This window comes from Aeromonas sp. 600948, from assembly GCF_049174875.1.
GTDB classification, from domain to species: Bacteria; Pseudomonadota; Gammaproteobacteria; order Enterobacterales; family Aeromonadaceae; genus Aeromonas; species Aeromonas veronii_A.
On the sequence record NZ_JAAKTY010000003.1, the window covers coordinates 1 to 23,211 of the forward strand.

The window sequence follows — 23,211 nt, forward strand, 5'->3', positions numbered from 1 at the left end:
AGTTGGGGTATCAGATTGGTCGATTCAAAGTACGTAACCTGATGAAGGAAGCCGGTCTGGTATCCAAGCAACCGGGCACTCATCGCTATCAGGTCGCTCGGTCTGAACGACCGGACATTCCCAATCTGCTGGCCCGCGAATTTGAGGTCCATCAACCCAATCAGGTGTGTCACCTACGTCTTGGCAGGTGGCCGTTGGTATTACCTGGCAGCGGTTCTTGATCTGCATACCCGGCGAGTCGTGGGATGGGCGATGTCTGATAAACCTGATGCAGAATTGGCAATAAAAGCACTGGAAATGGCATATCAGCAACGAGGTTGCCCATCTGGCGTGCTGTTTCACTCCGACCAGGGCAGCCAATATGGCAGTCGGTCATTTCGGCAACGACTGTGGCGCTATCGCATGACCCAGAGCATGAGTCGGCGTGGAAACTGCTGGGATAACGCCCCGATGGAGCGATTGTTCAGAAGCCTGAAGTCAGAGTGGCTCCCGGCTATGGGATACATGAGCGTGCGGGAGGCAAAGCGGGATATCAGTTATTACCTGATGGATTACTACAACTGGCGGCGTCCACATCACCACAATAATGGGATACCGCCAGCAAAAGCCGAAGAACGGCCTAACCAAGTGTCCGGATTTAGTTGACCACTACATCCTGATGCTTTACCAGCCCGATGAGGGGAGTTGCTTCGTCTGTCTGAAGCCCCAGAGCCAAGTCGCAAATGGCCATCACCTAGCCGGCTATCCCGGTTTACGGTTACTCGCCAGAGGTGACCGTATGAGTATCGGTATGACCCTGACCGTGGTGTTTGGAGGCTAAAGTAATGCTGCTTTGATCAGTGGGGATCCGCCGGTACCAGCAGAACCTCGATCCCGGCATCATGCAAACCTGTTAGTAGTTCTGGTGGCAGGGCATCATCGGTGATTAGAGTATGAATTCGCTGAATATTAATGATCCTGTGTAGGCTGGAGCGGAAAAATTTGCTGGAGTCGGTGACTACAATGATTTTTTTTGCAACCTGGCACATGCAACGGTTAAGGCGCGCCTCATCCTCGTGATGGGTACTAACACCGCGTTCTAGGTCGATGCCATCCACCCCGAGAAACAGCAGGTCAAAATGATAGTTTTGCAGGGATTGCTCGGCCTGTGCCCCATAGAACGAGAGTGATTTGCGGCGCAGGTGGCCGCCGGTCATCAGCAGCTCGATCCCATCCGCCTCTAGCAGTTCATTGGCCACGTTCATGCCGTTGGTCATCACCAGGATCTCCTGATGTTCGCGCAGATGACGAGCCACCTCCAGCGTCGTGGTGCCCGAGTCGAGGATAAGTCGACTCCCGGGTTGTACCAGTGTGGCTGCCAGCGCGCCGATCCGCTGTTTGACCGGCGTGTTGAGCACACTTTTGTCGGCAATGGTTCGCTCGGGGACGGCCTGATTGGGTTCACACAACAGAGCGCCCCCGTAGGCGCGTACAGCAATCCCTTGTTTTTCCAAGAATGCCAGATCGTTGCGAATGGTGACGGTAGATACCTGAAACTGTGCTGATAAGTCATTGACTTGTACGCTGCCATGGCTACGTAGTTGCTGGATGATACGCTCACGGCGTTCACTGGTGCCGATAGTACTTTTCTCGGTAATTTGCATTATTCCGCTCTGTCCGTATTAGTTGTCCTGTCTGCACATGGACTTTCACTTTATTGCATTTTGCGTATTAACGCTTAGTGGACAATCCAAATCAAGTCTTGGCCTTGCGCTTTGTGACAAAAAAATCACTTCTGTCAAAGCCCTTTCTTTTCCTTTTGTTTTTCGTGATCTGGCTCATAAAAAACATGTCATTTCATTTCATTTCGTTTTCGTCAGGTTTATCTTTTTAGAAAAGAAATGAAATGTCACTGCTAGTTTTTCGATGGCCTTGGAGGAGAAGTGAAAGGTATCGCTCAGTTAATAGAAAGAAACAAGAATGGGGAAGCAGTTGGCATCACCTCGGTATGTTCTGCTCACCCGTTAGTGCTGGAAGCTGCATTAACGCTGGCTAAGATAGAAGGAAACGTTCTGCTGGTAGAGGCCACCTCTAATCAAGTGGATCAATTTGGTGGCTATACCGGTATGACACCTGCAGATTTTCGCGAACGTTTATACCAGTTGGCAGATCGCTGTGGTGTTGAGCGTGAGATGGTGATCCTTGGTGGCGATCACTTGGGTCCAAATCGATGGCAGGGACTTTCTGCTTCCGAAGCCATGGCACATGCAGAAACGCTTATTGCCACATATGTGGCGGCAGGTTTCAAAAAAATCCATCTTGACTGCAGTATGGCTTGTTCCGATGACCCTTTATCACTCAGTGATGAAGTGGTTGCCGAACGTGCAGCTAGGCTTGCGGTAGTCGCTGAGCGTACTTGTTACGAGAAGTTTGGGCGCTGCGACCTGATTTATGTAATTGGCACCGAAGTCCCCGTTCCTGGTGGGGCGCATGAAGATCTCTCAGAACTTGCGGTAACAACACCTCAGGCTGCGCGTTATACATTGGAAGCACATCGAGCGGCCTTTACTCGTCAAGGTTTGGGGGATGTATGGTCACGGGTCATTGCGTTAGTCGTGCAGCCGGGCGTTGAATTTGATCATACGAGAGTGGTTGATTATCAAAGTGGCAAGGCTATTGGCTTGAGTCTGATGATCAAGGAATACCCCCACATGGTGTTTGAAGCCCACTCGACGGATTATCAAACACCTCAGGCTTACCAGCAGTTAGTACGTGATCACTTTGCAATTCTCAAGGTCGGGCCTGCACTCACGTTTGCTTTGCGTGAAGCGTTGTTCTCATTGGCCGCTATTGAATCGGAATTAGTGACTGCTAGTGCTTGTTCAAGACTACGTGATGTGCTCGAGCAGACCATGTTGGAGCAGCCTGGATATTGGCAAAGCCACTATCAGGGGAGTCCTAATGACAGACGTCTGGCTCGAGGTTACAGCTATTCGGATCGGATTCGTTACTACTGGCCTGAGCAGCGGGTAGATGAAGCGTATGCCTGTCTGTTGGCCAATCTTGAACAAGAGCAAATTCCATTGCCACTGCTGAGTCAGTATCTACCAATCCAATATCAAAAAGTGCGTGAGGGGCTGCTTTCTGCAGATCCCCACAGTCTGATTCTTGATCAGGTTCAGGAAGTGCTGCGGCACTATTCTCGGGCTTGCTGTCCCCAGCCTGAAATGGCTATGTGAGGTATTACAGTCATGATTCTTGGTTATGAAAAAGAAACATTAATCGCAGCCAAAGGAATTGCTACTGCGAGTGAAATTCAACAACAGCCTGCGACATGGTTAGAAACATTAGGCATGGTCGATAAGGAAAGAAACGCCATAGATCAGTTTATTACTCCCTTACTAATGCAAGGTAATCTGCGAATTATTCTGACCGGCGCAGGGACATCTGCTTTTGCGGGGCGTGCGTTGGCCCCTTATTTATCGGCACGTCTTAACGGTAGAGTGGAGTCGATCCCCAGCACAGATATTGTTACTGATCCAAAAGAGTATCTGGACCAAGATACCCCGACGTTACTTGTTTCGTTTGCCCGTTCGGGAAACAGTCCTGAAAGTGTGGCAGCTGTTGATTTGGCTAGCAGTTTGGTAAGCAAATGTTACCACTTGGTTCTCACTTGCAATGCTGAAGGGAAACTATATCAGCGTTGTCAGAAGGAGGGTCGATCACTGGCACTGTTGATGCCGCCTCAGACCAATGATCGTAGTTTTGCCATGACAAGTAGTCTCACCAGCATGATGTTGACCTGCTTGACTGTATTTTTGCCGAAACGGTTCAACCAGCATGCTTGCACTTCACTGGCAGGCGTCAGTGAGGCCATCCTGAAACAGGTCGTTCAAACGGTGCCTGCATGGAATGAACCACTCCCACAACGAGTTATCTATCTTGGTAGTGGCAGTCTGCAGGGTGTTGCACAAGAAGCAGCGCTTAAGTTGCTGGAGCTGACCAGTGGGCGGTTGATTGCCATGTTCGATTCTCCTACCGGATTTCGTCACGGACCAAAATCAGTGGTCGATAGCAATACTTTAATCGTGCAGATGATCTCCAATGATCCCTATACACGACAATATGACCTTGATTTGTTAAATGAGCTGCGTCGTGATGGTGTTGCTGCACGAGTTGTTGCCCTGGCCGATATTCCTGACAATCGGATTGAGGCTGGTGAATATATTTACCTTCCACAGACTCAGCGCGGCGATGATGCAGAGCTGGCATTTTGTTACCTGCTTTATGCCCAGTTCTACGCATTCCATACATCCATGATGCTTGGTATCAATCCGGATAATCCATGTCCGAGCGGTCGTGTTAATCGAGTCGTGCAGGGGGTCACAATCTATCCGTATCCCGAGCAGAACTTGAGTAAACCGTCATGTGCAACAGTTTACTGAAGCAAAGTTATCCATCTGTGAACTGGTTCCAATTCACAGGAGTATGGACCTACTCTATGCGTTCAGAGTTGGGAAAGCTTTATTCAGGCGGTGTCAGGAATGATGGCATTAATTACCCGACAGGGGAGGATCTTTAATGGTCGAGCGGATCAGGGCGCGCCATCTGTTAACCGAAACAGGTTGGCGAGAGGCCTGCTGGCTAGAGCATGAGAATGGCTGGATAACGGCGATAGGCTCTCTCTCTCAAGAAAATATGGGGTTTGATGTCGAGCTGCTGGTGCCTGCGCTGATCGACGGTCATGTCCACGGCGGAGCTGGCGTCGATGTCATGGATAGCGATGGCAATGCCTTGGCTACCTTGTCGATGGCCAAGGCGGCAGAAGGAGTCGGTGCTTTTCTTGCCACCACGGTCACCGCCCCACTCCCCGAGATAGAGCAAGCCCTTGCTCGCATTGCCGATAGCGTTGCCCGCGGCATGCCGGGCGCCGAGCTGCTCGGCTGCTATCTCGAAGGGCCCTACTTCACGCCGGACAACAAGGGCGCCCACGATCAGGCGCTGTTTCGGGAGCTGGATATTGCCGAACTGACCCACCTGCAACAGCTGGCGCGCGGCAGCCTGAAGGTGGTCGCGCTGGCACCGGAAAAGCCCAACGCCATCGCGGCCATTCACCATCTTGCCGCAAACGGCGTGCGGGTAATGCTGGGTCACTCGGCGGCGGATCACGACACCACCATGGCGGCACTGGCGGCAGGCGCCTCCGGGCTGGTGCACTGCTTTAACGGCATGCGCGGCCTGCACCACCGCGAACCCGGCATGGTCGGTGCGGGCCTTGTCCATCCCGCAGCCTGGCTGGAGCTGATCGCCGATGGCCATCATCTACACCCGAGCGTGCTCAAGCTCTGTCACTGCTGCGCTGGCCAGCGCCTGCTCTTGGTCACCGATGCGATGCGCGCTGCCGGTATGCCCGACGGTCACTATCTGCTTGGCAACTATCGGGTCGAGATGAAAAACGGCGTGGTACGCACTGAAACCGGCGGTCTGGCGGGCAGCACCCTCACCCTGCTTGGCGCCGTACGCAACATGGTGCAGCTGGCGGATGTGCCGCTCGATGAAGCCATCGCAATGGCCTCGCTGGCACCAGCAAAGATGCTCGGCATTGCCGATCATCTCGGTTCACTGGCAGTTGGCAAACAGGCCAACCTGCTCGCCCTCACCACTGAACTCATTCAACAACACATCTGGGTGGCTGGCCGGGAGATAAATCCGACCGAGCTCTCCTCCCTTTTCTCAGGATCTCGCGTCAATCAGGACGCTCAGGAGTCACTATGTATTTGATCTCTTCCCATGAAATGCTCAAAGATGCCCAGCGCCGCGGCTACGCCGTACCGGCTTTCAACATCCACAACCTGGAAACCGTGCAGGTTGTGGCCCGCACCGCCGCTCGCATGCGATCTCCGGTGATTTTGGCTGGCACCCCGGGTACCTATCGCCATGCCGGGGTCGAGTATCTGGTCTCCATCTGTCAGGCCGCGGCCCATGAGTACCGTATCCCGCTGGTGCTGCATCTGGATCACCACGAAGACGAGCAGGACATCCACAACAAGGTCGAAGCGGGTATTCGCTCCGCCATGATCGATGCCTCGCACTTTCCGTTTGAAGAGAACATCGAGAAGGTGCGCAGCGTGGTGACCTTCTGCCACCGCATGGGCGCCAGCGTCGAAGCGGAGCTTGGTCAGCTGGGCGGTCAGGAGGATGACCTCATCGTCGATGCCGCTCACGCCAAATTTACCGACCCGCTCAAGGCGGCAGAGTTTGTCCGCCGCACCGATATCGACTCGCTGGCCGTGGCCATCGGTACCGCCCACGGCCTCTACAAGGAGGAGCCCCGCCTCGACTTCGCCCGCCTCGCCGCCATTCGCGAGCAGGTGGATATTCCGCTGGTGCTGCACGGCGCCTCCGGCGTACCGGAGGCCGATGTGCGCCGCTGCATCGAACTCGGGATCTGCAAGGTCAACGTTGCGACCGAACTGAAGATCGCCTTCGCCGATGCGATGAAAGCCTTCCTTGGCTCTCATCCGGATGCCAGCGACCCGCGCCAGTATCTGGTGCCCGCCATGGCCGCCATGGAGGAAGTTGTCGAGGCGAAAATCCGTATGTGTATGAGTGAGAACCGTATTTGATTTGGATAGGTTATCTATTGCCTGCGATGTATATCCGTTTGTTGACGTCTATTAACGTGCTGCAATGAGCTGGATTCATCTGTTTACTAGCCGCAAGTGAGATGCATTCTTATAGAAGAAATTAACCAGTTAGAAAAAGCATTGGGGAGGCTTCCTTCTTTCGATGTCTTTTTATTAACTTCGTGAAAGCGATCTCATTTTCGTTTTCTTTCAATTTATTAATGTCTGGACTGGCGTTAAGCTAAGTAAAACACAGTTAGTGCGGCGGGGACGAATAACGACATCAGGTATGTGCCTGCAAGCATAATGATGTTGCTAGTTAATTTAATCAGATGGCTTAGTGTGTTGCCTGCATATATGCCGGTATGCCTATAACATAGGAATGAAATATATGACAACTCCAAATATTGTATGGACTAGGATTGATGAACGTTTGTTACACGGACAAATTCGTATCACATGGGGTAAACACACAGAGGCGAATCTGATTCTTGTTGCTAATGATGATGCAGCAGAAGGCCCCAATGCTGCCTTTATGCAAGCTGGTATGAAAGCTTCCGCAGGTGGAGAATATGCAGTTAGATTTTTTACTATTAAAAAGACAATTGATGTGATTCATAATGCATCAGATAAACAGCGAATATTTATTCTTTGTAATAACCCGACAGATGTTGCTCGTTTGGTAGAGGGAGGGGTTCCGATCACCCACTGCAATATCGGGAATATGCATTATCATGAAGGCAAGAAGCAAATCGCAAAAACAGTGTCTGTTGATGATAATGATATTAAAGCATTTGAGAGCATGACCCAAAAGGGGGTATGTTGCACGGTTCAAAATACACCTGATCAAAACGCATTGGATATCTTTGAACTGGTTAACGGCGCCGCCTGACATTAAAAAATAAGATATATTTACATTTACTTTCAAAAAGGAATTAAGCATGTTTTTCGAAGCTATGCTTGTCGCAATATGGGCATTTTTTTGTGGTATCGATAAATATGATGTCGCACTAAATATCCACCGCCCGATTATAACCGGTCCGGTAGTTGGATTGATTATGGGGGATATGCAAATTGGCTTGGTTGCGGGGGCTACTCTGGAGTTAGCTTGGTTAGGATTGGTACCTAACGCAGGTGCTCAGCCACCTGATGTCACAATGGGCACCATCGCAGCAGTCGCATTTGCTGTGATGACTGGTCAATCCGCAGAAGTGGCTATGGGTGTCGGGATGCCCATCGCGGTCCTGATGCAGATGTTAGTGATTGGTTTCTTTGCATTGACTTCTTTCACTATGGGTAAGGCGGATCGTTACGCTGAACAAGGTGATGCATCTGGTATCGATCGATTACTGATAGCGACTATTTCACTTCGCTCAATGCTATACGCTGTTGTCGCATTTGCTACAGTCTATTTTGGTGAACATGGTGCAACCTGGATTGATGAAAATGCACCAACGGTATTGTTAGAAGGGCTAGGGATTGGTGCCAAGATGGTACCAGCGATTGGTTTCGCCATGCTGCTAAAAATCATGTGGTCCAAAGAAGTTGCAGGGGTGTTTTTTATCGGTTTTGTAATGACAACCTACTTGAAGTTGCCAATCATGGCTGTTGCAATCTTGGGCGCATCTGCCGCAGCACTTTATTACTTCTTTAGTGGAAATACCAACTCAAACAAGCAAGCAGAGGAATTTGAAGATGGCATCTGATATTACAATGTCTCCACTGAGGAACAATGTCGAGGCATCTCAAGTAAAAAATCATTCATTGGTAGATAATATCGATGCTTATGAAGATACCGCTGTACGTAAAGTCATCACCAAGAAAGATTTGTGGATCTGTTCTTTACGTGGCTTGTTTATGGAGGGCAACTTCAACTTTGAACGAATGCAGGGTGGTGGTTTTGCGTACTCCATTATTCCTGCTTTAAAAAAGATTCATGGTAATAATAGAAATGATCTAGCCAAAGCATTGAAAAATCATCTGCAGTTCTTCAATGCAAGTCCGAAATTATTTACCTTCCTGCTAGGTACAGCTATCGCAATGGAAGAGAATAAAGAAAAACCGTCTACTGTCAACGTAATGAAAGTGGCTGGTATGGGCCCTACCGGTGGTATTGGCGATGCGATCGACCACATGACGTTGATGCCATTGACATTAGCACTGGGGGCGTCGATTGCCATTGAAGGATCGATTGCTGGTCCGTTTGTTTTCTTCCTGCTGTATCAGATTGTGCACTTTTTTGTTTATTTTGGTTTGATGTTCATGGGATACCGTGCTGGTACTGCAGCGATGGTAAACATGAGTGATGCAACAGAAAAGTTGGCAAAAGCTGCCAATATCATGGGTATTTTCGTAATCGGCGCACTATCGGCAACATTTATCAAGTTACAGACGACAGCATCCTTAGAGCTCGGTGGTAAAACGGTAGAGCTTCAAGCTTCGTTGTTTGACAAAATCATGCCTAATCTATTGCCGTTAGCATTGGTATTTTTTATGTTCAAGATGGTTAAGGGGACCGGGTTCTGGGCGAAGCCACCAGTGCTTATTTTCTCAACATTGGCCGCTGGGGTAGTCGGGCATTACCTTGGGATTATTTAAATACGCTGATAAATACTAATGGGGTGGGATATCCCCCACCTATTTAAGAGGGATAAATTACATGATCGGTATTGTAGTGTCTGGACATATCAACTTTGCATCCGGAATGCAGTCTGCAATGAAAGCGATTGTGGGGGAGCCGGAGCAGATGCGCTTCGTCGACTTTGTCGAGTCCATGTCGACGGATGATTTGGAGACTGCTCTGAGAAATGCAGCTCAGGAAGTTAACTCTGACGATGGCGTACTGTTTTTAACAGATATTCCTGGCGGTTCACCAGCAAATCGAGCATCCGTCATTTTAATGGATTCTGATCAGGTAGAGGTATTGTCTGGGGTTAACTTACCAATGATTGCAAATGCCGCATTTGAACGTGACGGTGCATCATTGCATGAGCTGGTCGATATTCTTCAAGATATTGGTAAAAGTACAATTCAGGATATGAGAAAGGCACTGGAGGCTGCCATTGTTGAGGAGTGCATTAGTGAGGAAGAGGGTCTTTAATAATGCTCTTCATTCATTATTACGTGGGAGTCTTATAAGGTGTTTGCCCCTGCATTATAAGGAATTAGTTTTCACGACTTCTTTGTCATGAATGAACAGTCAGTAATGCACTGATGGCTAGTTATTTTCATCGATGTCAGTGGCTGTGGTTATAACTTGAGGTTTTAAAATGGAAATTCGTCAACCCATACACAGTGAACATGCGAAACACTTAGATACAAGTGGCCTGCGTCGCCATTTTCTGATCGAAGAGATGTTCCAGCAGAATAAAATCAATCTTACCTATAGTCACATAGACCGTATCATCGTTGGTGCCGCTGTACCGCTTGGTGAGCCTCTTTCCCTGGAAGGTGGGAAGGAGATCGGGGTTGAGTTCTTTCTACAACGTCGTGAGTTGGGTGTGATCAACATCGGTGAGCCAGGTTTGGTGACTGTTGATGGTAAGACTTTTGAGATTGGTGCTCGTGAGGCTCTCTATGTTGGCATGGGGGCGCGTGAAATTGTATTTTCTAGCGTAAAACCGGAGCATCCTGCACGTTTTTATCTTAATTGTGCTCCGGCTCATCATGCTTATCCGACACGCAAAATTTCTCGTGAAGAGGCTGCTCCGGAATCTTTGGGAAGTCAGGGAAATTGTAACGTTCGCACCATCTATAAATACTTGCATCCTTCGGTACTGCCGACTTGCCAGTTGCTGATGGGAATGACAGAACTCGCTCCAGGCAATCTGTGGAATACCATGCCTTGTCATACCCACGAACGCCGCATGGAGGTTTATCTCTATTTTGATATGAGTGAGAACAACCTGGTTTTCCACTACATGGGGGAACCTCAGGAGACTCGGCATCTGGTGGTACGTAATGAACAGGCGGTAATCAGTCCGAGTTGGTCTATCCACTCTGGTGTCGGTACTTCGGCTTACACCTTCATTTGGGGCATGGTCGGTGAAAACCAGACTTTCCACGATATGGATCATGTTGCCATGAGTGATTTGAAGTAAACCCTACCAATTAATTTATGCGGGTTGCTTGACGCAAGCCAATCCGCCTTGTCGCAGGAAGAAATATGAACATGTTTGATCTCATGGGTAAAGTCGCTATGGTGACCGGCTGTAATACCGGTCTTGGACAGGGCATGGCATTGGGTCTTGCGCAGGCTGGGGCTGATATCGTTGGTGTCGGTTACGAACCTGCTGCTGAGACACAGGCAGCCATTGAAGCAATGGGCCGGAAATTTCACTACATCACAGCAAATTTGATGCAACAGGACTTGCTGGGTGCAATTGTCTCAGAAGCTGTCGAAGTAATGGGTGGTGTAGATATTCTAGTGAATAATGCTGGTATTATTCGCCGTCAGGATATTCTCGAGTTTACAAATAAGGATTGGGATGACGTGATTAATATCAACCAAAAGACGGTATTTTTCTTGTCACAGGCGGTAGCCAAGCAATTTGTTAAACAAGGTCGGGGTGGCAAGATCATCAATATTGCCTCAATGCTCTCGTTCCAGGGCGGTGTGAGAGTTCCTTCCTATACAGCCAGTAAGTCTGCGGTAATGGGTCTGACGAGAGCTCTGGCCACTGAACTTGCTCATCACGGCATTAATGTTAATGCCATTGCGCCAGGCTATATGGCAACAGATAACACAGCTGCTTTACGTGCAGACGAGGCTCGTAACAACGCAATATTGGAACGGATCCCAGCGAATCGTTGGGGTGCACCATCTGATCTGGCTGGCCCTGCGGTATTCTTGGCATCTGCTGCCAGTGACTATGTGAACGGCTACACATTGGCCGTTGATGGCGGCTGGCTGGCTCGTTGATAAGGAGAGCTGACTATGTCATCAGTAGCTAGAGCTGAGGTGCTGGCAGCGATGAAGCGTGTATATCGCTATCAAGCGGCCCATCAGACCCGTAGTGTGATTCGTCGTAGTGGCAAGGTTCGATTTATTAAAGATACAGATTGGGAGCGGGGGGTATTTTGGTCTTGTGTTGCGAATGCATGGCAAGCAACGGATGACACTGAGTACCTGGACGGGGTGATGAACTACACCCTGCATACCGGCTTTCGGGCCGGCCCCAACCCACGATTTGCTGATGATCACGTGTGCTGCCAGGCCTACCTGGATGTCTATCCATTGGTCAACCAGATTGAAGCGCTGGAGCCGACCATCAAGGCCCTCGATTTGATGCTGGAGTCACCTGCTCCTGGCCGTCAGGATTGGTGGTGGTGTGACTCTTTATTTATGGCCCCCCCCGTGTTTGCTGGGCTCTCCCAACTGACAGGTGATCACAAGTATCTGGATTATATGGAGCCTGCATTTTGGGATGCGGTGGATCATTTATTTGATCCACAAACCGGCCTTTTCTTTCGTGATCATCGCTATATCCCTGATGGAAAAGGGGGGGAGTTGCGTGAAGCAAATGGAGAGCTGGTTTTCTGGAGTCGAGGGGTGGGTTGGGTACTGGCCAGTATCCCTCGCTTGCTAGCACGAATGCCTGATGACCATCCCTCACGGGAACGTTACTTGACACTGTTTTGCGGCTTGGCCAAGACAATATGTCGTTATCAACAGCCGGATGGATTTTGGCGTACCAGTTTGCTTGATCCGGAGCATTTCCCCGCTCCAGAAAGCAGTGCAACGTCATTGTTTTGTTATGGTTTGGCCTGGGGGATCAATCAGGGGATTCTGGCTCGTGATGAGTACCTCCCATCTGTACTTTCATCCTGGCAAGCATTACTCGGTTGCATTCATGAAAATGGCATGATGGGTTGGGTGCAGTTGCCTGCATTTAATCCCCGTGATGTTCAGCGAGACCATAATATTGACTATGGTGCTGGCGTATTTTTGCTTGCTGCCACAGAGGTGATGCAACTCATATAGTGTCGTGGCGTACATAAGTTGCAATGATATGAAAACCCAGTTCAGTTGGCTGGGTTTTTTCTTTTATGTGTTTTCATTTTCTTTTTGCCCGTTGTGTTAATTGTGAGTCGACACAAAAAATACTTTCATATGGTTTCGTATACTACGGTTACAGCTTCAATTTTTAAAGTATCGGTATCAATGAGCATTATTCAAAAGAGTCAAACAGCATTTCATATGATGGCGAAGCCAACAGGCTATCGCTGTAATCTCAAGTGTGAGTACTGTTTTTATCTGGAGAAAGAACACACCATTCATCAGGATAGTCCCACTGCATCACAGACTATGTCAGATGCGACCCTGAAGCGTTACATCCGGGAATATATCCGCTCTCAACATAGCCAGCAGATAGACTTCTCATGGCAGGGGGGAGAACCGACTCTCGCAGGCTTGGATTTTTATCGCAATGTGGTTGCGTATCAACAGCAATATGCGGATGGAAAGCATATTACCAACAGCTTTCAAACCAATGCGATCGGGATTAATCGCCAATGGGCCGATTTTTTTGCCAAGCATAATTTCTTGGTTGGTGTGTCAGTAGATGGACTACAAAGTGTGCACGACGCATATCGTGTTTCAGTGAATGGTAACCCAACATTTGAGCGGGTACAGCATGCGATAGAATTACTGACGGAGTTTGGCGTAGAGTTTAATACCCTGACTGTAATTAATGATAAAAATTGGGATAAGGGGCGTGACACCTATCTTGCGCTGAAAAAACTGGGGGCAAATTTCATGCAATTTATTCCTTTGGTTGAGTTGTCACCTGCTAGTCAGGCTGATAATAATGGCCATTATACACCTATGCCAAATCCAAAATTAATGGATTTCTCTGTGCCTGCACATGGATATGGTCGCTTTATGAATGATGTATTTGATGAGTGGTGTAGGGCTGATATTGGTAAAGTTTTTATTCGCATATTTGACAGTATATTAGCTGTATGGATGGGATATCCCGCTTCTCTATGCATTCACTCAAAAGAGTGTGGGCAGGCAATCGTCATTGAGGCCAATGGTGATCTTTATTCTTGTGATCATTATGTATATCCGGCCAACAAACTGGGCAATATCCATCTACATTCACTTGTCAGTATGGCTACGGGCAAGATGCAAAAAAGATTTGGTACCGCAAAGTCACAGAAATTGACCGAGCAATGCAAGCGATGTGAGGTCTATTCACTTTGTTATGGTGGATGTCCAAAACATCGAGTGTTATCGATATCCGGAGAGCGGTATCGTCATAATTATCTCTGCACATCATATCGCCAAATATTTTATCATACTGCTCCCAAAATGCAGATGATGGCTGAGGAGATACAACGTGGTGGAATTGCAGCGAATGTTATGCATAGGCATTGGGTAATGCTAGAGACATAATTAAAGCATTGCTTTACCTCAGCATTGATAATATGAGTATACATAATATTTTATCTGTTAGATAGCCATGTAATTATTTGAATATGAGAGGGTTTAAATGAGTGACATTAAAATAACTAAACGACCAATTGTCCCGTATGAAAATCCGGACTGGGCCATGTATTTTCATCTTTTTCAAGAAAACTTACTAAGATTTTTTCACAAAAAACGTTCATATACACACAATGATAATCATATAGCAAAGGTTTTCTCGATACCTCAGGCTGGATTAAAATATCAGTGTAATGAGTTAGTAAAATATGTGGCTGAGGCGTTTGATCATTATGCTGTTTGGGATTATACCCATGCTTATTATCCCGGACGACCAAGCCAGCAGAGTGCTCGAACTGATGCCATGGAGGGGGCTAGCCGGTTGTTACCTACTTTGGCTGCCTGGTTATATTCAAAGGGGCCAAATGAAAGCAATTTAGCCTTGGCAGATGGTCGGCAGTTATCGCCGGCAGATATCATTCATGCAGCTTTTCTTGCTGGAACAGACCCAAATCACCCAGGCTTTTGGGGAGTGATGCATGACTGCGATCAACGTATCTGTGAAAGTGCGGATTTAGCATTGACTCTATGGTTGAGCAGGGAACATGTTTGGATAAGATTTAATCATGATGAACAAGCTAGAATAGTAGCTTGGTTTAGTCAGGTAAATACATTAATTACTGTTGATAATAATTGGCATTTATTTCCACTGACCGTTCAGTTTGTCCTGAAATCGTTAGCTGGTGTGGATCATGTAGACCATGATAAATACGAAAGGATTAAAGAGTTTCATGTTGGCGCTGGGTGGTTTCGCGATGGTGCATTAGGTAACTATGACTATTATAATGCGTGGGGTTTTCATTACTCATTTTATTGGCTAGACCAAATCCTTCCTGATTTTGACCCTGAGTTTATTCGTGGCACTCTAGCTGAATTTGTTGCTTCCTATCGTTATTTTTTCACTACGCAGGGATTACCCTTTTTTGGCCGTAGTGCTTGCTATCGACTAGCTGCAGCAGCCCCTCTGATTGCAGCTGCAGATCACAGCATCTTGCCACCAGGTGAAGTGAAGCATGCTTTTAGTTCTTCGCTTTCTTATTTTATTTCGAATGGGGCATTGGAAGCAGGCCTTCCAACCCAAGGAGTATTTGGGTGTGATGATAGGTTAATAGATAACTACAGTGGCCCAGCAAGTAGCCTCTGGTCTTTGCGGGCCTTGAATATGGCTCTCTATTGCGGGGATCGAAGTGGTCTCTGGGAGGCGAAACCATTACCACTACCGGTCGAGCAAGGTGATTTTACTCTTGCGATACCTGCTATTGGACTCCAGCTGCAGGGTGTAAGGGAAACAAATGAAGTGGTTGCGCTGTTTCGTTTTGATTATACCGCGCAGCAGAGTCCTTTGACGCGACGTTTGGAGCAGCAACGCTGGTGGAATCGTTGTAAAGAATGGGTCATAGGAAGGGCAGAAAGACCGAAAAACAATCTGCTTCGAAAGGGAGTTACCTGTTACACCTCAAAAATGTTTCATTTTTTCTAGTGTAACTTACGATTCTTTTTTATTTTATGTGATCAAGATCTTTGTGATTGTCATTTCGTTTCGTTATTCTTCCATTGTAGTTTAAATCGAAACTATTGGGGCATGATGTGTTCCAGTGCCAGTAAGATACTTGCAACATGGAACGTGTTTGCTCGTTGCAAACTTATGAACTGGGTATGCGGGAATGCGTCAACTCTTTCACTGATAGTAAATGGTGACTCATATGTACCTTACGATTAAGGTGAATAACTCAAATGGATAAACAACCTGATGGTATCGCGCTTCTCGGTGAGTGCATGGTTGAATTGAGCGGACCTGCATTCGGCATTCAGCAGCAAGCGTTTGGGGGCGATACCCTGAATACCGCTATTTATCTCTCTAGATTATTACCAGATCTATTTCCTCGTTATGTTACTGTACTGGGCCATGATCATTACAGCAATGGTATGTTGGAACGTTGGAAAGAAGAGCAGATAGATTGCTCTATGATATTGCGAGATCAGAAGCGGCTTCCTGGCCTGTATGCCATCGAGATAGATAAGCAGGGGGAGCGTTGTTTCCATTATTGGCGTAATGAATCCGCAGCACGTTTTCTCTGTCAGCATGAGAAATTTACATCATGTATGGATAAACTACATAGTTTAGAGTTGCTTTACCTCTCTGGGATCAGTATCGCTATTTTACCTGAAGAGGATAAGGAGATATTGATTTTGGCTTTACAGTCACTTAAAGCCGCTGGTGTCACGATTGTATTTGACTCAAATTATCGTCCTCGTCTCTGGAATAATCATGCTCATGCGGCAATGTGGATTAATCGGTTATATCAACTGTGTGATATTGCGTTGGTAACTGCAGATGATGAAAGTTTGCTGCTGGATGAACCTCAGAGTTCAGAGATGATTATTGAGCGTTTGCACCATCTTGGTGTTAGCCAAGTTATTATCAAATTGGGTAAAGAAGGTGCTATGTGGTCCGTACTGAATGTTGGCTGTGGATTGAGTCGAGGTGAACAGGTCCAGAATGTGATCGATACGACAGCTGCTGGTGATTCGTTTAACGCGGGGTTTTTGGCTGCTCGACATCATAAGCTATCGGTAGCGGAGTGTTGCCGATGGGGTAACAAGGTCGCTGCAGAAGTTATACAGCATCGAGGCGCCATCATTGGCCGCCACTATATTGAGACGTTAACGAAGGAGTTGAAATCATGATGAGCAGGTGGCAAGAGCGGTTGGGGAAATTAAAAGTAGCCCCGGTGATTCAGATCGACAATGCCATGGATGCAGCCATGTTGGGTTCAACTTTGGTTGAAAATGGTTTGCCTGCTGCCGAGATCACCTTTCGCACTCCAGCAGCAGCAGAAGCTATTCGTCAAATAAAGGCAACAATCCCTGATATTATTCTTTGCGCTGGAACAGTATTGACACGGGAGCAAGCGGATCAAGCTATTAGTGCCGGTGCTGACTTTGTGATCAGTCCCGGATTGAATCCAAATATTGTTAAATACTGTCAGGATGCAGAGATCGGGATTATTCCAGGTGTAAATAATCCTAGCCAAATAGAACAGGGGTTGGAGCTGGGACTTCAACTATTGAAATTCTTTCCCGCAGAAGCCTCTGGTGGTGTAGCTATGCTGAAGTCGCTGGCAGGACCATATCCCCAAGTTAGATTTATGCCTACTGGAGGAATTAACTTGAGTAATTTGCTGAGCTATCTGGCATTGCCGCAAGTATTAGCCTGCGGTGGTACTTGGATTGCCACTCCGTCAGCTATTAATGGTCATGATTGGGACTCTATTGGTCTTAATGTGAAAAATACTATCAGTTTGATTTCTAAGGGTTCCGTATGAATGGTTTTAAACATGTGGCGGTGCTATTGGCTGATGGATTCGAAGAGGCTGAAGCGGTCGTATTTATCGATATAATGCGAAGGCTGGATATTAAAGTAGATGTACTCTCATGCATGGCAATAACAAAAATATCAACATATTTCGGTACCAGAATTGAGGCTGATGCTCTTCTGGATGAAAGGGTAGATTTTCTGTATGACGCCATTATGATGCCTGGTGGCCCCAAAGGAACCGACAATCTTTTTGGTTCTTTATATGTTCACAAGTTCATTACAAATCATATTGCTAACAATAAATTAATTTGTGCGCTTTGTTCTTCAGGTGCAAAGGTTCTTGCTGCACATAACTTGTTACAACATCATCAATATACCTGTGGCAGCGGATTGGAGAAGAAGTTTTCTGATGGTGCATATGTTGATAAAAAAGTTGTTGTGGATGGGCAGTTCATCACAGGCAAGGGCCTCGGTGTCAGTTTTGAATTTGCATTTACTGTTGCCCATCACTTATTAAGTGACAATCAAGCTAAGGTAGATTGGCAAGCACAACATATCTATTTTGAACATTGGCCGCTGTCTGAATTGGATAATGGTTAGTTTTGGCAAGGTGCTGATGGTTTATTGGGAATGTAAAAGTCATCTCTTCGGGGATGATTTTTTACATCTATTCTCACTTCACTTCACTTCACTTCACTTCACTTCACTTCACTTCACCTGATCTGCCACTGTCTTTTTTTGAAATAAAAAGCACACGCCAGCGCTTTCATTTTGTTTGTGTGATCTTGGGCACTATGCCTTTTCTTTCTTTTGGTTATCATTCAACTGTTGGCAAGAGTTGAAAACAAAGGTATCGAAATTCTCTATCATTTCTGGAGTGAAACATGTCCATCTCTCGGCGTGATTTGCTGAAGGGACTAGCGGCAACCGGCGCGGTCGCTATGACTTCATCAATTTCAGGGTGTCAAACATCACTAAGTGGAGGCGCATCCACTGGGCGTATCAATGGAAAAACAAATCTATTAGTTGTATTTCCAGATGAGATGAGAGCTCATGCTCTTGGATTTATGGGGCAAGACCCATCATATACCCCTAATATAAATAGATTTGCGAAAGAGAGTGTTGTTCTTCGGCAAGCTGTATCCAATTTTCCGCTTTGTACCCCATTTCGTGGTATGTTGATGACGGGGCAATATCCATATCGTAATGGTATACAAGGTAACAGCCATACTGGTATGCCTGGCCAGTTTGGCGGAAAAGACTTTGGTATTGAGTTGAAAAAAGGCTCGGTGACTTGGTCAGATATTCTGAGCCAGCAAGGCTACTCAATGGGGTATATTGGTAAATGGCACCTCGATGCCCCCAGTGCGCCTTTTATTCCAAGTTATAATAACCCAATGGAGGGACGTTATTGGAATGATTGGACGGCACCGGATCGTCGACATGGTTTTGATTTTTGGTATTCATATGGTACGTATGATAAGCATATGTCACCTATGTATTGGGCCAATAATACTCCTCGTGATAATCCGATAAAAGTAAATCAGTGGAGTCCTGAACATGAGGCCGATATTGCGATAAAATATCTCCGTAATGAAAATGGGTCTTATCGCGATAAAGATAAGCCATTTGCACTTGTAGTATCAATGAATCCCCCCCACTCCCCATACGATGAGATACCCAAAAAATATCTAGATAAGTTTGATGGGAAGACATCGAAAGAATTGAATAGTAGGCCAAATGTTCAATGGAATAAAGAGTATCTAGAAGGATATGGTCCCCAGTATTTCAAAGAATACATGGCTATGGTTCATGGTGTTGATGAACAATTCGGAAGAATATTGGATGAGTTGGATAGCCTAGGGTTGAAAAATGATACATTAGTTGTATTTTTTTCAGATCACGGTAGTTGTATGGGTTCAAATGGTGAACCGACAAAAAATGTTCATTATGAGGAATCGATGAGGATTCCAATGATTTTTAGGTTGCCAGGGAAACTAAAACCAAAACAAGATGACTTACTTTTTTCTGCTCCTGATATATATCCAACAATATTCGGGTTACTCGATTTTGAAGCATTAATACCCGATACGGTAGAAGGGAATAATTATGTTAAAACCCTGAGGGGGGAAGCTGGTGATGTTGTGCCGACATCACAGTTTTATACTTTCATGCCATATGGTGCGCAATCATATGGCCGACGTGGAATTAGAACTGAACGCTATACGATGGTTATCGATCGGAAGATAGGTAAGTCGTTGACATATATTTTGCATGATAATCATAACGATCCTTATCAATTGCATAATATTGCTAGTAATAACATGGATTTGATTAATCAATTAACAGAAAACGAACTAATCCCATGGTTAGAGCATACTGGTGATCCATGGCGTCCAACAGAGGTGCCTGTTGGCGTATTGAAAGCATATTCATAACATATTGTAAAAATAATAATTGGAAACAGGAGTTATTTAAATGAAAGGCTATGTCAAATTTTTACCTATTGCTTTGCTTTCTCTTTCGATTAGTCAGGCATGGGCAAATGATTATAAGACAACGGTGGAATATCGTCATGGTTATGCTGATGGCTCGAAAAAACATGACGATAGGTTTAAGGTTTATGTTGATACGGGGAAAAATATAGGATTTGAGCTTGATGCTCGATATGGTAACAGTAATCCATCCCAAGTTTTTGATTCTACATATCTTGACGGCTCTGAGTTATGTGCATTTTATTATAAAGCCTTAAATAAAAATTTGACGGGCTTGGTTGGCTCTTCATTCGATGTATCATCAAATGGTGCTGTTCATATTCCATTTGTAAGGTTGAATTATAGCTTCGATAATGGTTTTAGAGTTCAAGGTCGTTATAAATGGAAGTTTTGGGATTATGAAACGATAAATCCAGTCACAAATTATGGGTATCGTTCTAAAATACAAGAATTTGATGCATGGGTTGGTTATAAATATAATGATTTTGACTTTGAATATCAGCTCGATTTGTTTAAGCAAATGGCGAGTGGTGCAATGCCAGAATTTAATGGGAAGGAGTATGATACTCAGCATAATATTAAAGTTAGTTATGCAATAGATAAAAATTGGAAACCATTTTTTGAGGTTGGCAATCTTAGAGAAGATCGTTATTCAGATAACCGGCAAACTCGCTATCGTATTGGTATAAAATATACATGGTAAGGTGATTAATATGCATAAATAAAGCTGGTGGTTAATTTCTTCAGCTTTATTTTTAATTGAAAGGAGTAAGATGATGGGTTCTATAAAAAAAATTGCACTGCTTACATTTTTTATGAGTAATCTAACCGCAGCTCATGAGTTGGCACCGGATTATAAGGTTTTGGCTGATAAATGGACTGAGGCCATTATTGGTGTGTCAGGTCAAGAGTATGATAGCTATCAACTTGGCATGATCAATAAAGTTAATCAGGATGCGGTAAAGTACCTCAATTCCTTGATTGTAACTGATACTAGGAATTCGCTTTGGAGCGATCTTCCATTCGATTATGCTAATGGTGGCAAGGTTGTTGGCCCGAATATTAGAGCATCAATGCTCAGATTGCTCACTATGGCAAAGGCATATCACTTCCCAGGTGAATTACAAGGAAATAGTATTTTGCTATCAAGCATTATCAGTTCCTTGGATTATTTGGTTAAGGAACACTATAAAGTTGGAGCGTTGGAATATGGCAACTGGTGGGATTGGGAGATTGGTATACCAAAAACGACAAATGATATATTGACCTTGATTTATCCTGATCTTACATCTGAACAAATTAAAAATTATACAGAGGCCAGTAGATATTTTTCGCCATTGCCAGACCGGAATGGTGTTAGTGAAGGGGCTAGCGCTTCCAGCAATCCTGTTAATCGTGAAGCTACAGGTGGCAACCGTACTGATATGGTACAAATTGTACTTGTGCGTGGAATAATTTCGGAAAGAGAAGACGAGATTAAAAACGCACTAAATGTATTACCTCAAGTTCTGGATCCTGTAACAACGGATGATGGATTTTATCATGATGGATCCTTTATCCAGCATGGTGATATTCCATACACTGGTACTTATGGTAATGTTTTACTTGAAGGTGTTGGTAAGGTGATGAATCTAATGGCTAATTCAAAATGGCCTGCAGACGATCCAAAGCTATTAAGAGTGTATAATATTCTGTATAAAAGTTTTTTCCCTTTTATGTATTCTGGACAAATGCTGGATATGCAAAATGGTCGAGCTATTGCCAGAGGTGAGCGGCAAAATCATGTAGAAGGTCATGCAGTTTTGGCATCTATGTTTAGATTCATTGATGCAGCAACCATAAATGATAGAAATAAAATATCAGAATTTATAAAAGGGCAAATCATTTCAGATAATACAAAGGGTTTTTTGCAAGGGCAGCAAGATTTCGTTATTTATAATAAAGCAAAAAAATTAATTGAAGATACAAGCATACATCCTGTAGTTCAATCTCCTCAGGCATCTTATTTTCCAGACATGGACCGATTTGTTTATCAAGGAAACGGTTATACTTTTGCCCTGGCATTGCATTCTGCCAGAGTCGGAAATTTTGAGTGTATGAATAATGAGAATAGAAAAGGTTGGTTTACTGGTGATGGTGCGACCTATCTATATAATGCAGATCTTCTGCAATATACTGACTATTGGCCTTTGATTAACCCATACCGGGTTTCTGGTACTACCATTGATTTAACCGAATCGTTGGGTGATTGCACAAATAATAATAAAGTCGCATCGAGAGTTGGTAAAAACAAGCAGGTTAATATGCAGAGAGTTGGTGGTGCTGCATACAAAACATTAGCTGCTATTGGTGCTGACTTCCATAATCATAATGATAGTATCAGTGCATTGAAGTCTTGGTTTGTTCTTAATAACAAAATTATAGCTGTTGGCTCAGATATTCGCAGCAATGAGAATGTCGAGATGGGAACGATAATTGACAGTAGGAAATTAAATGCAAATGGAACTAATAAAGTAGAGGTAAATGGTGTTTCTATTTCGCCTGATGTAAAGGAAGAGTATAACAATGTAACTTCATTTCTTGTTGAAGGGAATGTTCATGGGGCTAATGTAGGTTATTGGTTCCCGAAAGGGACAGACATTGTAATGGAGAAAAAACGCGTCTCTGCTAATTGGTCGGATATAGGTACAACAAAAAAAGCGGTCAATGGGTATACGTTAGCGTCATTTATTCCACAGGACGAGCATGTGTCTGGCTACCAGTATGTTATTTTAAATGGAGTCAATAGCCATGAGTTAAATGAGTATGCCAATAATCCAGATATTAGAGTGACTCGCTCAGATAATAAAGCACATATTGTAGAGGATACCAATGGGGAAAACATATTAGCCAATTTGTGGGGTAATGATGAGGTTTCTGTTGGAGGTATTAAAATATCATCTCCAGTATCTATTATATTAAATAAAGACTTTGATACATTGACACTAAGCCTTAGTGATCCAACAAGAACATTAACACAAGTTGAATTAATCACAGATGCTAACTTTAATGTTAAAGTTGATCCGGAAGGACGAATTAGTGTTAAAGGTGATACTGTGACTGTTAATCTGGAGTCGTTAAGCGGAAGCACTTACCATTTTGCACTTGAGCGTGATAATAGTACCTATATTGACAGCTATCGAAGTGATGATAAGAGTGGTGGTGCAACCGTCGATGCTCTCACCAAGTAGTTCCTTGGCATATTTGGATTATGGAGTATGCACTAGGAACAATTAGTTATGTGAGTGTAAATGGATCTTGATT

General features: G+C 45.3%; 20 protein-coding genes and 1 pseudogene. 20 read left to right on the forward strand and 1 reads right to left on the reverse strand.

Annotated elements, in window-relative coordinates; all coding sequences use genetic code 11:
- Positions 1 to 645 (forward strand): annotated as a pseudogene (locus G5182_RS03140) (IS3 family transposase); the annotation flags it as partial.
- A 191-nt stretch (positions 646 to 836) separates the two neighbouring features.
- On the opposite strand, the gene G5182_RS03145 reads toward G5182_RS03140, so the two are convergent.
- A complete protein-coding gene (locus tag G5182_RS03145) occupies positions 837 to 1,643 on the reverse strand; it encodes a DeoR family transcriptional regulator (RefSeq protein WP_216951769.1) in 807 nt (268 codons plus the stop codon).
- Positions 1,644 to 1,922: 279 nt separating this feature from the next.
- On the opposite strand from G5182_RS03145, the gene kbaZ reads away from it, so the two are divergent.
- The 19 genes from kbaZ to G5182_RS03240 all read left to right on the forward strand — a co-directional run bounded on the left by kbaZ (position 1,923) and on the right by G5182_RS03240 (position 23,138).
- Positions 1,923 to 3,218, forward strand: a complete 1,296-nt coding sequence (gene kbaZ / locus G5182_RS03150) for a tagatose-bisphosphate aldolase subunit KbaZ (RefSeq protein ID WP_216951768.1) — start codon at positions 1,923 to 1,925, stop codon at positions 3,216 to 3,218.
- Positions 3,219 to 3,230: 12 nt separating this feature from the next.
- Complete coding sequence (locus tag G5182_RS03155) at positions 3,231 to 4,424, forward strand: SIS domain-containing protein (protein WP_216951767.1); 1,194 nt, start codon at positions 3,231 to 3,233, stop codon at positions 4,422 to 4,424.
- Positions 4,425 to 4,560: 136 nt separating this feature from the next.
- A complete protein-coding gene (gene nagA / locus G5182_RS03160) occupies positions 4,561 to 5,760 on the forward strand; it encodes an N-acetylglucosamine-6-phosphate deacetylase (protein ID WP_421254179.1) in 1,200 nt (399 codons plus the stop codon).
- On the forward strand, positions 5,751 to 6,605 hold the full coding sequence (locus G5182_RS03165; RefSeq protein WP_421230734.1) for a tagatose bisphosphate family class II aldolase: 855 nt from the start codon (positions 5,751 to 5,753) through the stop codon (positions 6,603 to 6,605). Before nagA ends, G5182_RS03165 begins: the two co-directional genes overlap by 10 nt.
- Positions 6,606 to 6,996: 391 nt before the next feature.
- The gene (gene agaV / locus G5182_RS03170; RefSeq protein ID WP_216951764.1) at positions 6,997 to 7,497 is read left to right on the forward strand and encodes a PTS N-acetylgalactosamine transporter subunit IIB; all 501 of its coding nucleotides are present in this window, start codon (positions 6,997 to 6,999) and stop codon (positions 7,495 to 7,497) included.
- A 49-nt stretch (positions 7,498 to 7,546) separates the two neighbouring features.
- Positions 7,547 to 8,311 (forward strand): PTS N-acetylgalactosamine transporter subunit IIC, encoded by a 765-nt coding sequence (agaW, locus tag G5182_RS03175; protein WP_421230733.1) that lies wholly within the window; start codon positions 7,547 to 7,549, stop codon positions 8,309 to 8,311.
- Positions 8,301 to 9,203, forward strand: coding sequence for a PTS system mannose/fructose/sorbose family transporter subunit IID (locus G5182_RS03180; RefSeq protein WP_216951762.1), 903 nt, complete (start codon positions 8,301 to 8,303; stop codon positions 9,201 to 9,203). The genes agaW and G5182_RS03180 overlap by 11 nt, the downstream gene beginning before the upstream one ends.
- A 61-nt stretch (positions 9,204 to 9,264) precedes the next feature.
- A complete protein-coding gene (agaF, locus tag G5182_RS03185; RefSeq protein WP_167566946.1) occupies positions 9,265 to 9,705 on the forward strand; it encodes a PTS galactosamine/N-acetylgalactosamine transporter subunit IIA in 441 nt (146 codons plus the stop codon).
- 169 nt (positions 9,706 to 9,874) lie between these two features.
- Positions 9,875 to 10,705 (forward strand): 5-dehydro-4-deoxy-D-glucuronate isomerase, encoded by an 831-nt coding sequence (gene kduI / locus G5182_RS03190; protein WP_421230732.1) that lies wholly within the window; start codon positions 9,875 to 9,877, stop codon positions 10,703 to 10,705.
- A 65-nt stretch (positions 10,706 to 10,770) separates the two neighbouring features.
- Positions 10,771 to 11,526, forward strand: coding sequence for a 2-dehydro-3-deoxy-D-gluconate 5-dehydrogenase KduD (gene kduD / locus G5182_RS03195; protein ID WP_213393752.1), 756 nt, complete (start codon positions 10,771 to 10,773; stop codon positions 11,524 to 11,526).
- A gap of 15 nt (positions 11,527 to 11,541) precedes the next feature.
- The gene (locus G5182_RS03200) at positions 11,542 to 12,588 is read left to right on the forward strand and encodes a glycoside hydrolase family 88/105 protein (RefSeq protein WP_421230731.1); all 1,047 of its coding nucleotides are present in this window, start codon (positions 11,542 to 11,544) and stop codon (positions 12,586 to 12,588) included.
- Positions 12,589 to 12,768: 180 nt separating this feature from the next.
- Positions 12,769 to 14,004 (forward strand): anaerobic sulfatase maturase, encoded by a 1,236-nt coding sequence (locus tag G5182_RS03205; protein ID WP_421230730.1) that lies wholly within the window; start codon positions 12,769 to 12,771, stop codon positions 14,002 to 14,004.
- Between the two features lie 97 nt (positions 14,005 to 14,101).
- Positions 14,102 to 15,574: a DUF2264 domain-containing protein gene (locus G5182_RS03210; RefSeq protein WP_421254180.1), complete on the forward strand. Its 1,473-nt coding sequence runs from the start codon at positions 14,102 to 14,104 to the stop codon at positions 15,572 to 15,574.
- 254 nt (positions 15,575 to 15,828) lie between these two features.
- Positions 15,829 to 16,782, forward strand: a complete 954-nt coding sequence (locus tag G5182_RS03215) for a sugar kinase (protein ID WP_216951757.1) — start codon at positions 15,829 to 15,831, stop codon at positions 16,780 to 16,782.
- Complete coding sequence (locus tag G5182_RS03220; RefSeq protein ID WP_254204212.1) at positions 16,779 to 17,420, forward strand: bifunctional 4-hydroxy-2-oxoglutarate aldolase/2-dehydro-3-deoxy-phosphogluconate aldolase; 642 nt, start codon at positions 16,779 to 16,781, stop codon at positions 17,418 to 17,420. Before G5182_RS03215 ends, G5182_RS03220 begins: the two co-directional genes overlap by 4 nt.
- Positions 17,417 to 18,013 carry a DJ-1/PfpI family protein gene (locus G5182_RS03225; protein WP_216951756.1) on the forward strand — a complete coding sequence of 199 codons (597 nt, stop codon included), beginning with the start codon at positions 17,417 to 17,419 and terminating at the stop codon, positions 18,011 to 18,013. The genes G5182_RS03220 and G5182_RS03225 overlap by 4 nt, the downstream gene beginning before the upstream one ends.
- Before the next feature lie 284 nt (positions 18,014 to 18,297).
- On the forward strand, positions 18,298 to 19,851 hold the full coding sequence (locus G5182_RS03230) for a sulfatase-like hydrolase/transferase (RefSeq protein WP_421249116.1): 1,554 nt from the start codon (positions 18,298 to 18,300) through the stop codon (positions 19,849 to 19,851).
- 40 nt (positions 19,852 to 19,891) lie between these two features.
- Entirely contained in the window at positions 19,892 to 20,611 is a 720-nt protein-coding gene (locus tag G5182_RS03235; protein ID WP_101150273.1) for an oligogalacturonate-specific porin KdgM family protein, read from the forward strand.
- 70 nt (positions 20,612 to 20,681) lie between these two features.
- Positions 20,682 to 23,138, forward strand: a complete 2,457-nt coding sequence (locus G5182_RS03240; protein ID WP_421254181.1) for a polysaccharide lyase 8 family protein — start codon at positions 20,682 to 20,684, stop codon at positions 23,136 to 23,138.
- The last annotated feature ends 73 nt before the right edge of the window (positions 23,139 to 23,211 follow it).